Annotated in this window: 9 protein-coding genes; 7 read left to right on the top strand and 2 right to left on the bottom strand. The window is 56.2% G+C overall.

All coding sequences use genetic code 11. The annotated features are described in order from the left end of the window. Positions 1–101 precede the first annotated feature (101 nt). The gene (locus IE099_RS06465; RefSeq protein ID WP_189568506.1) at positions 102–347 is read right to left on the bottom strand and encodes a ferredoxin; all 246 of its coding nucleotides are present in this window, start codon (positions 345–347) and stop codon (positions 102–104) included. 69 nt (positions 348–416) lie between these two features. Between IE099_RS06465 and IE099_RS06460 the strand changes: the two genes are divergently transcribed. Next, a complete protein-coding gene (locus IE099_RS06460; protein WP_189568503.1) occupies positions 417–1,319 on the top strand; it encodes a LysR family transcriptional regulator in 903 nt (300 codons plus the stop codon). A gap of 211 nt (positions 1,320–1,530) precedes the next feature. Here IE099_RS06460 and priA read toward each other — a convergent pair whose 3' ends face one another. Further along, positions 1,531–3,894, bottom strand: coding sequence for a replication restart helicase PriA (priA, locus tag IE099_RS06455; RefSeq protein ID WP_189568499.1), 2,364 nt, complete (start codon positions 3,892–3,894; stop codon positions 1,531–1,533). A 127-nt stretch (positions 3,895–4,021) separates the two neighbouring features. Here priA and IE099_RS06450 point away from each other — a divergent pair, with 127 nt between their 5' ends. The 6 genes from IE099_RS06450 (at position 4,022) to IE099_RS06425 (ending at position 10,323) form a co-directional block, all read left to right on the top strand. Continuing rightward, positions 4,022–5,764 carry a serine/threonine-protein kinase gene (locus IE099_RS06450; RefSeq protein WP_189568496.1) on the top strand — a complete coding sequence of 581 codons (1,743 nt, stop codon included), beginning with the start codon at positions 4,022–4,024 and terminating at the stop codon, positions 5,762–5,764. A 101-nt stretch (positions 5,765–5,865) separates the two neighbouring features. Further along, the gene (locus tag IE099_RS06445) at positions 5,866–6,900 is read left to right on the top strand and encodes a hypothetical protein (protein ID WP_189568491.1); all 1,035 of its coding nucleotides are present in this window, start codon (positions 5,866–5,868) and stop codon (positions 6,898–6,900) included. A gap of 57 nt (positions 6,901–6,957) precedes the next feature. Then, positions 6,958–7,869, top strand: coding sequence for a 3-keto-disaccharide hydrolase (locus IE099_RS06440; RefSeq protein ID WP_189568488.1), 912 nt, complete (start codon positions 6,958–6,960; stop codon positions 7,867–7,869). 118 nt (positions 7,870–7,987) lie between these two features. After that, positions 7,988–8,353, top strand: coding sequence for a 6-carboxytetrahydropterin synthase QueD (gene queD, locus IE099_RS06435; protein ID WP_189568485.1), 366 nt, complete (start codon positions 7,988–7,990; stop codon positions 8,351–8,353). 95 nt (positions 8,354–8,448) lie between these two features. Further along, positions 8,449–10,032, top strand: coding sequence for a hypothetical protein (locus IE099_RS06430; RefSeq protein ID WP_189568483.1), 1,584 nt, complete (start codon positions 8,449–8,451; stop codon positions 10,030–10,032). 60 nt (positions 10,033–10,092) lie between these two features. Continuing rightward, positions 10,093–10,323 (top strand): hypothetical protein, encoded by a 231-nt coding sequence (locus IE099_RS06425; RefSeq protein WP_189568798.1) that lies wholly within the window; start codon positions 10,093–10,095, stop codon positions 10,321–10,323. Position 10,324: the final 1 nt, after the last annotated feature.

The following is a 10,324-nucleotide window of genomic DNA, read 5'->3' as shown; positions in this document are numbered from 1 at the left end:
AGTTACTCAAGTGGTGAACGGTGCTCTCGCTAATAAAATTTTAAAAGTTATTTAAGCCTTCCTGACAATAATGCGAATTGCATGGAAGTGAACTCGTCGTTTCACTTTCCCGCCAACTGGACAGAGTGCCCAATCGACTCGGTCGGGCACGCTTCGATGGCTTCGTGGGCGGCGCGAATCTCGTCTGCCGATTCGGGCTGGCGCCACACGTAGCTCAGGCCCTCTTCGTCATCACGCTTGAAGACGTTGGGTGCGAGTTCCGGGCAAAGCCCGCAGTCGATGCAGCTAAGATCGTTGAAGAATGACCCGGGGGCATTGCGCGGATTTTTGTCGGTTTCGTCTGCCATGGAGAAACGATGTCCGTGAATAGTACTGGTAGATAGGGTTGAGTTGCGATTGATTGATGCAGTTTTTGCATGAATAACGAAAGTCTGCCGCGCATCGATCTGGAGCTGTTAGAGTTGCTGCGGAGGGTGGCTGACGCGGGGTCGATTACCAGCGCTGCTCGGCAAACCGGGGGCTCGCAGAGTGCCCTGAGTCGTCGCATTCAAGAAGCCGAAGCTAGACTGGGCTTTACCGTTTTCGACCGAACGACCCGCAGCCTGGTTCTCACCGCTGCCGGTCAAATTCTCTTGAGAGAAACTGAAGCCATGCCCCACATCCTGGAAGGGGCTTTGCGAAAAGTTCGCGAAGACTGTTTCGGCGAACTTCCGGTCATCCGGGTGGGGGTGTCGCGCAGTCTTTCTCTCGCTCACTTGCCTGGACTCTTTCATTCGAACAAGACCGAGGAGCAAACCCGCATCGAACTCTCCCATCCCCGTGGCAAAGCGGTGATTGGTGGGGTGCTATCGGCGAAGCTGGATGTCGGTATCGTGCCGCTGCCGCCCCAGATCCCGCAGGACCTGGAGGTGAGTCATCAGTTTGAGGATGAGTTCGTTCTGATTTCACTCCAGGAGTCGAATGCGAATCTGAGGCGTAAACCCTCGCTGCGAACTTGGAGCGTCAAACAGCGCTGGCTCCTTCCGCCTGCGCAGTCGACCAGTCGGCTTGTGCTGCAAAACTGGTTTCTAACAAAAGGAGTCGAGGTCTCTCCGGCGATGGAACTCGACAGCTTCGATGTGATGGTGCAGCTGGTCGAACTCGGCATGGGAGTCGCCTTTGTCCCACGTCGCGCGCTCTCCGCTTTCCGACGTTCCTCCAAACTCCAAAGGCTCGACGTGGGAGGGTCACCCACCCGTAAGCTCGCCGTCCTCACCCGCAAAGAACCCGAACCACCCCGTGCGGTGAGAGAGTTCGTGGCCGGGATTCTGTTTTCTTGAAGTCTCTGCTCTCAAAAGATTTCTTCTGCTTTGGAGAACAGTCGAAAATTCGGTTTGATTGATTGGCATGGCTTTAGAGAAGCCAGCGAGGTCAGCCGTGAACCGGGCAGACGGTGAAAAAGTGAGTTATTTCTGATCTGCTGGGTTTGAGGTAGTCGGCTTGTCTTGTTGGGTCTATTCGACGCTCGAGGAGCTTTGTGAAAGAGCTAACTCACGAGAAATCATGCGCGTCGATGTCGGTGACGAGGATGACGTCTTCGGGGATGGGGAGTTTGGAGAGGACGGTGTGGATGTGTTTGGTGAGGGTGCGGGGGTTGCGGTGACGCAGGAGGAGTTGAAAGCGGTGGAGGTCGTGGGCGCGGGTGATGGGGTTGGGATTGGGGAGGCCGATCTCCATCCCGGCTGGTGGGTCTTCGGAAAGGCGGCGGTGGATGGTTTGGAGGGTGAACTCGGCTCGTTTTTCGTGGCGGCTACGGGTGGATAACAAGGCGATGCTGTAAAAAGGCGGGAAGTGATACTTTTCGCGGAATTCCAGCTCTTGCTCAACGAAGCCCTGGAAGTCGTGGTGGCGTGCGAACTGGATGGAAGGGCTGTGAGGGACGAAGGTTTGGATGAAGACTTCGCCCTCCATTTCGCCCCGACCCGCCCGGCCCGCAACTTGGGTCAGGAGGGAGAAGGTGCGCTCTCCTGCGCGAAAGTCGGGCGCGTTGAGCGAGAGGTCAGCATTGAGGACGCCGACGAGAGTGACGTTGGGGAAGTCCAGTCCCTTGGCGATCATTTGGGTCCCTAACAGGATGTCGATCTTGCGCGCCTTGAATTCGCCCAAGGTGCGCTTGAGGACGTGTTTTTTCCGCACGGTATCTCCATCGAGACGAGCGAGGCGGGCCTTGGGGAAAACTTTGCGGAGGATTTCTTCGACTTTCTCCGTGCCATAACCTTGTAGACGGATGGCGGGGTCCTGGCACTTCGGGCAGGTGCGCGGGACGATGGATTGGTAGCCACAGAGGTGACAGATGAGGCGTTCCTCCGCACGGTGATAGGTCACCGGGATGGAGCAATGGGCGCACTCGCAGGTGTGGCCGCAGGTGGGGCAGGTCAGGGAGCGGGCAAAGCCACGGCGATTGAGAAAGAGGATGATTTGGTCTCCGGCGGCGAGCTTCTGGTCCATGGCATGGCGGAGGCGCTGGGAGAGGATGGGCGGGCCGCCTTTCTTGGGCTCGTTGCGCATGTCCACAATACGAACGAGGGGAAGGGCTTGACCGTCGGCCCGCTGGTTCATGGTGACGAGTTGGTATTTGGTCGAAGGCTCTTCGCTTTTTTCGACGCAGAGGCGCGGAGACTCAGAGGTTTCGCTGAGTTCTTTGTCCTTGGGCCCAGGATGGATAGGATGGATTGGATTTTGTTCTTCTGAGTTTTGGTTTTTGAGTTTTTGAGGATTGGGTTTTTTGAGTGGGGTGATAGCGTTGTAGTAGCTTTCGACCGAGGGAGTGGCGGAGCCGAGAACGACGGTGGCACCGTCGAGATGGGCGCGCACCACGGCGAGGTCGCGACCGTGGTATTTAGGTGGATTCTCTTGTTTGTAAGTAGTCTCGTGCTCCTCGTCGACCAGGATGAGCCCGAGGTCGGGCAGAGGGGCGAAGATAGCGGAGCGTGCTCCGATGACCACGCGGGCCTTGCCTTTGCGAATGCGGTGCCACTCATCGAAGCGCTCTCCCTGGGTCAGGGTGCTGTGGAGAACGGCGACCAGTTCGGGATCGTCACTGAAGCGGGACTTGAAGCGTTGCACGGTCTGGGGCGTGAGTGAGATCTCGGGCAGGAGAACGATGACCGATTTTCCCGCCGCGAGGGCAGCCCGGGTGGCTTGCAGGTAGACTTCGGTCTTTCCGGAGCCGGTGATGCCGTGGAGGAGGAGAGGTTTGCGGGGGCCTTCGGTTTCGAGGCTTTCCCGGATGATGTCGTAGGCCGCGCTTTGCTCGGGATTGAGTGTTTTTTCGAGATCGGGGAGAAAGACCTCGTCGCCATCCGGGTCGCGCTGAATGGCAATCTCCTTGATGGTAAGAAGGCCTTTTTCGGCCAAGGCTTTGACTGGTCCGGCCGCTCCTTCGCCCAACTGGGTGACCGGCATCCCCTCCGCTCCGACCGCTTGCAGGATGGACAGGATGGAGTGCTGCCGGGGGGCGCGCTTTTGCAATTTGGCGAGCGCTTCGGGGTCGATGGGGTCGCTGGCGATGGCCTGCTTGATGGTCTTTTCGGAGTGATTCTCCTGGCGGACAGCCTCGGGCAACAAGGAGCGCATGATGTGCTCCAGCGGGGTGCCGTAGTAGCCCGCCATCCAGTCGGCGAGCTTCAGGAGGCCGGCGGTGACGAGCGGGTCGGGGTCGATGAGGGACTCGAGGGGGCGCAGGTCGAACTGCATCTCCTCGGGTTCGTGCACGCGGAGAACGGTTCCCGAAGCCGGGCGATTGCGCAGGGGAACACGGACCCGATGACCTGGCACCACGGTGAGGCTCTCCGGGATGGCGTAGTCGAAAACCAGTTCGGAGGGACCATCAATGAGGACTTGGGCAGCAGGCATGGAGTGGGAGAAAGGCTGGAAACTTCAGCGAGAATGGAAAGCGCAAAGACGAGTGATTTTTCCGGAGCAGGTAATGGGAAGTCTTGTGTACTTGTGACTTCCGAATGCTTGCGCTAGTCAGTAGGGAGTGGCAAGTGACTTTCAGATCCAAGAAATGATCTATCAGGATGCTGATGGAGTGCTGTTTCAAGCCTTCGAGAGGCAAACCGGACATCTCGTAGCCTTGCGCCGATTTTTCTTGGAAGAAGAGGTGTTAGAAGAACTGAGGGAAAGGGAGGGCGATAATCAGAGTCGTTTCGAACAGGGATTGGAGTGGATGAAAGCCCTTGAGATACCTCACTTGCAAAAAATCCTCGGAGGTGGGTTCGACGAGCTGGATGGCACTCCTTTTTTTGTAACGGAATGGATTGAAGGAAAGTCGCTGGACGAGGCCCACGAGCAAAACGTTTTCTCGCCGGGAGATGGGCAAATATTCGAAGCGCAGGTGCGCTCGGTGTTGCAGGCCTTGCCCGAGGAAGCGCGGTCTGCGATTCAGTTGCGGGAGGAGGAGATTCTAATCGCGCGGGATGATTCCGGCGGTCTACACACCATGCTACTTCTTTCGCCTTTGCGTTACTTTGGCGCCATGGGGGGAATGACTGTTCCAAGGGTGGATCAGGAAGAAGCGCTGCGTCTGTTGGTTGAACGATTTCCTGCTGCGGCATCCGTTGCAGAGCCGGCGATGCGCTCGCCAGAGATTCAAACGGCTCCGATCACGCCACTGAAAAGCGCGCAGGCAGGGAGTGACGGGGGCTTGCTGTGGGGAAGTCTCGCCGCCCTTTTCGTGCTGCTTGGGGTGGGATGCTGGTTTCTTTTCAGCTTTTCGAAAGAGAAGAAGCTCTCGGTTGAAGGAGAGGCTCCGCAAACCAGAGAGGAACCTCAGTCTGAAGAGCTGGTTCGGGAACAGGCGACGGGAGAGCCAGCCGCGAGTGCCTTGGCCGCGAGCGCCGACGAAGACGTGCAAGATTCGATAGAATTGGCTGAGATACCCTCAGACGGGGAAAGTGAAGCTCCGGTCGAGCTCGCCCAAGTGGAGGAGACGGTTCCCGAACCAGAGACTGAGGCAGAATCACCAGGGGCCGCCGCACCGCGCAATCGCCCAATTGTCATGGAGGAGAAAGCGCTCGAGGGGGAGATTGATCTCTTTGGCGATGACGAGGAGGTCGCCGACCCGGACCGCCCCTATTTCACCCCCAAGGACTTGGCTCAGCTCAAGCAACTGGACGGGCAGGCCATTTCCTTTCGCGGCAAAGTCGTGGAAAGTAACCAAAGTGGAGGAAAAGGGACCCTGTGGTATTTGGACTTTGGTGACCGGCGCGATCAACCCTTTGTCGTTTTCAGGCACACCGAAAGCGAAACGCCCGTTCAGCGCGCAGATTGGGACGAGTTCGTTGGGAAAGAGGTCTTTGTGTCGGCAACGGTTCAGGTCGACAGCGGAAAGATGGCCAGGGGAAGTGGAGTTTGGCTGAGAGTAAGTTCAATCGACGACATTCGTTTTCAGCCCGAAGAGCCTGAGGAAAAGGTCTATCAGTTTGCCGACCTCGAGGAGCTGAAGGGAGTCAGTGAGGGAGAAGAAGTGATCTTCGAAGGAGCCTTTGCGGATTTCAGAAAAAACGGGGATTTCGTCTACCTTCTTTTTCAAGATGGATACGCCATCGTCGGGCGTTTTCCTGTAGGTGGGGCTTTGTCCAATCGGCCTTTTGCGGAGAAGCTCAATCAGTCCAAAGGGAGTCGAGTTCGGCTGACCGGAATACGGGCAAGTGATACAAATCCCAACTTCGCAGTGGTGATCGGATTGGAAGCCGAATCGGGTTTCTCGGTAATTGAATAGACTTCGCGGTAGAGATAGGCTCCCCTTCAGCGGTGATGGCTTCTTGAAAGTTTGTTCTGGAACGAGCGGTTTAAGCGCTATCGCTGAAACAGCTCGTGCTTATGAAAAAATCATCTCTCCTGGTCGGACTTGGGACCCTCGTGGTCATTCTGGCTGTCGTCTTACTCTTGCGCAATCCGTCCCAAGGCCCCGCGGGAAGCGAAGAGACCAAGGAACGTCAGGCCACCGCCAGTGAAGGTTTTGTCAGAAAGAGCGCGGAGCAGGAAGGGCCCGCAACCCCGCTCGGCAGCAAATCGGAGCCTACGGAAGCTTCGGCACCAAGTGTCTCATTTGGTCACGCTGATGATGAAGAAACGCAGAAAATGATGGCTCAAATGCGCGATGCCATGACTCAGCGCAATGAGGCCAAGGCCACCAGGCTGATCGAGAAATGGTCCAAGGAGATGAACCTGTCGCCCGACCAAATCGGCCTTTTGGAAGAGCATTTTGCCAAGCAGGTCCAGCTGGCGGGGGGATTGATGGGTGGTGATGTCAATCAAGAGGATCCGATGGAGAATCTGAAGGCGATGCAGCATTTGGAGGGAAAGGGACTAAACGACCTGATGTCCGAGCTCTTGACTCCCGAACAGAAGGAGGTTTGGGAAGAAAGCGAGAAGAAGCAACAGCACCGCTTGGCTGACTCCGGCGCACTGAAGAAGTTGGCAGGCTTGAATTCGGTGATTGAGATTCGCGAAGAACAGAGGGACGCAATTTATGAACACTTCTATCAGCAACGTCTGGCGATCGAGACCGACAGTTCGGAAGAGAGCGTGATGTCAGCGGTCTACAACGGAATCTCCGACGGGTTTGGTGTCGAAGTGAATCCCTACGGGTTTCTCGATACTGATTTCTCGGCTTTGGTTGAAGAGGCGGCGGAAGAAGGGGGCGAAATTGATGTCAAAGAACTGGTGCGCAAGCAAAGAGAGCAACAGATCGAAAAACAGGTGAGCGAGCTCGCGCCTATTCTGGATGCGGAACAACTGCGGAGCTACCGCGAGCACCTCATCACGCAGGGCTCTGTAATCGACAGCTTTATGGATTTTCCGACGCACGACACATTCAGTATCGAACCCGCGATTGTCGTGCCCGAGGAATGAACTGATTCTCGAGATTACCCTTTTTCTTCGGGGTGAAATGTTGATTGTTTTACCACGATGAAGCTGAGAACCATTTTACTCCTAACGGCCCTTTTGCCAGTCTCCCTCCGTGCCGATGAATGGCGTCCGCTCTTGGACGCCGACTTGTCTCTCTGGGATATCTATATGGGAGTTCCTCACAAGTCCACCAAGGTAGAGGGCTATACCCATAAGGAGGGAACCGACCATATGAGCGGAGTCGCGATTGGCTTGGGGAAAGATCCTTTGGGGGTCTTCAAGGTGGTGGAAGAAGACGGCCAACCGGTGCTGCATATCAGTGGCGAAATCTATGCGGGATTGAGCACCAAAGAAGAGTTTGAGAACTATCATCTGAGCATGGAGTTCAAATGGGGAGACAAGAAATGGCCGCCGCGTGAGAACACCAAGCGGGATAGCGGGATTCTCTTCCACTGTGTGGGTGAGCATGGGGCCTTTTGGAAGGTCTGGATGCGTTCGCTGGAATTCCAAGTGCAGGAGAATGATTGCGGCGACTTCATCCCGCTTGCCGGCACTGCGGCCAGTATTCCGGTCGGGCCCTACGGTTACTTGAATCAAAAGCAGGCGGTCTATTCTCCGGATGGAACTTTATTTTCCAACACCAACTATACCCAGCATGGTCCAAGCAAAGAGAATGATCACGGCGAGTGGAACTTGTTGGAGCTTTATACCGTGGGTGACCGTGCAATCTTCGTGGTCAACGGGACCCCGAACATGGCGCTTTTCGACACCGCGCAAAAGGGCCCCGAGGGCAAAGGCCTGGTTGCCCTCACCAAGGGGAAAATTCAGCTTCAGTCCGAGGCTGCGGAGGTATTCTATCGCGACATCAAGCTGCGTCCCATTTCATCCTTTCCGGAAGAGTTTGAAAAGTTCACCACCCGTCCCGAGGGGGCTGTCACCAAGTGGGATCCTCCGAAAGAAGAGTCGAAGTGATCGGCTGACGGGAGGGGAGGGCGAAGAGAACCCTACCCCTTCTGACTCCCGGTGCGAGCGGGCAGGCAGAACAGAAGCGGGTCTTGCTTGGAAGGCGTAAATTCCGGACACTTTCCCCATGCGAGCCCAATTGACAAAAGAGTTCCGCTTCGAAGCGGCTCATACTTTGCCCAGCCTGCCGGATGACCACAAGTGTCGTCAGATGCATGGTCATTCCTTCAAGATCGATATTTCCGTGGAGGGGGAAGTCGACGAGGAGATCGGATGGGTCTACGATCACAAGCGAATTTCCGACGCCATGAACCCCTTGCTGGAGGTTCTCGATCACGGTTACTTGAACGATATCCCTGGTCTGGAAAGCCCCACGATTGAGCGCATGGCGGCGTGGTTTTGGCGAAAACTGGAGGCCGATTTGCCGGGACTGTGCGAGATCGTCATCTACGAGACTCCGACCGCGCGCTGCGTCTTTCGAGGAGACTTTTGACTTTCAAGAACTTGCAAAAGCTTGGAGCCAGAGGATGGGTATATCGATGGTTCTGTTTTATCTAATTCCATTGGGCGGGGAAAAGGTCTGATTTAATGATGCCCGCTTTCACTCGACCGAGCTCAGCCTTGCTCCTGATCGGGGGCATTGGCCTTTTGTCGCCCTTTGCTGGGGCGGTCGAGATTCGGGCCTACGATCCGCTTCGGCACGACCGGTTTGTGGATTTCCCGTCAGACCTCACCTCCAATTCAAACTTTTACCTGGCAGAGGAAGATTGGTCGGGATTCGGCTGGTGTGTGCAGGACACGCGCAAGCATTTCACCCTGATTTCTCCCAAGCACTTCGTAGGTGCCCGTCACTTTCGCCCCGCCATCGGGCAAGAGATCCGTTTCGTGAACCGGCAGGGAGTGGCGAAGACTTACACGGTGGCGGCGCGCCATGATATTCTCAATGACGAGGAGCCAGCGGTTTTTTCGGATCTTTTCGTCGGGGAGTTGGCCGAGATTGTGGGCCCAGAAGATGAGGTGAGCATCGTGCCTTTCCTGAATTTACCGGCGGAAGCTGATTATGTGGGTCAGGCAATCGTGGCAAGCGGCCGGAATTCGAGAGCAGGAGAAGGGACAATCGCCACCATCGAAGACTTTGGAGGTGAGTCTGGATCAGTATTGAATGTGAATCGGGGGCTGACTTTTCTTTATGTCGAACCGGGGACCGGTGGGGATGAATGCCGCTTGGTCGATGGAGATTCGGGTGGGCCTTCTGCGGTATTGGAAGACAAGGGTTTCGCGTTGGTTGGAACTCATTCAGCCATTGCAGAGGAAAGCGAATCCGGAACGACGACCCAGACCAATTTTGACGTCTTTGCACCCCATTACCTCGCGGGAATTGACGCCGTGCTGGCCGAGGACGGCTACAGTGTGAAGCGCTCCAACGAAAGCCAGCCGAACCTGGCGCTTTCTCTCGCGGAATCTGCGGACCCTGTTCTTTCGTCAGATGGGGTTGATTATGTGGTGACGATTTCCAATGCTTTCGAGGGCGAAATTGCGCGCAATCTGCATATTACCCTAACTTGTGATGCGGGAGCGAACTTCGCATCGTACGAGAGCTCGGAAGAGGGATGGATTTTCGTTCAGGAAGGAGAGACGTTGACTGCCTTGCGGGGCACACTGGAGAGCGAGGCCTCTACCTCATTGACCGTGACCTTGAATCTACCGGACGAGCCTGAAGGAGCGGTTACCTTGTCAGTGAACCTGCAGGCGGATGGGAGCGAGACTCTCGCGACGAGCGAATCGACGGAGGTGATGCAGAGTTACCAGAGTTGGGCAGCGGGCCTTTCCTCGGTGGACTTGCTGGCTGATCCTGATGGAGACGGAGTCAACAATCAGCTGGAATACGCCTTGGGAACCAATGGAGGTCGCGCGGAGGAGAACGGGCCTCTGGCTGTTTCCTTCTCCGGCAACGCCATCTTTCTTGGATATTCCCAGCGCGCTTTTGCCGTCGAACTGGGGGCTGAACTGGTTTTGGAAAGCTCTCCCGACCTGCTCAATTGGACGAAAGTAACGGAGACCTCAATGACCGTGGTTCCGCTGAATTATCAGCTTGAGACCGTCACCGTCGAACGCCCGGTCTCGGAAAGAGAGTTCTTTCGTCTGCGGCTCGAAACGGCGGCAGCAAACTAAGTCGCAAAAGAGCACGTTTCGGGGTTGGCGAGCGGCATTCGCTGGGCTATGAGGAGCGCGATGAGAGCATTTTCCCTGATTGCTGCCGCTGCGGCCTTATTCCTGAGCGCTTGTGACCGTCACGAGTGGGAATCAAAAGATGGAAACATGGGCACCAAAGAGCTCTATGTTCATCATGGCGAGCATGGCGGCGACCATGGCGAACACGGAGAGCATGGTGAACACCACGGCGACGATCACGGTGACCACGGCAAGGCCGCGGAGCACAAGGAAGAGGGAGAGGCCCACTAAT

The organism is Roseibacillus persicicus, assembly GCF_014651675.1.
Lineage (GTDB): Bacteria > Verrucomicrobiota > Verrucomicrobiia > Verrucomicrobiales > Akkermansiaceae > Roseibacillus > Roseibacillus persicicus.
This window is presented reverse-complemented; position numbering and strand designations above follow the sequence as displayed.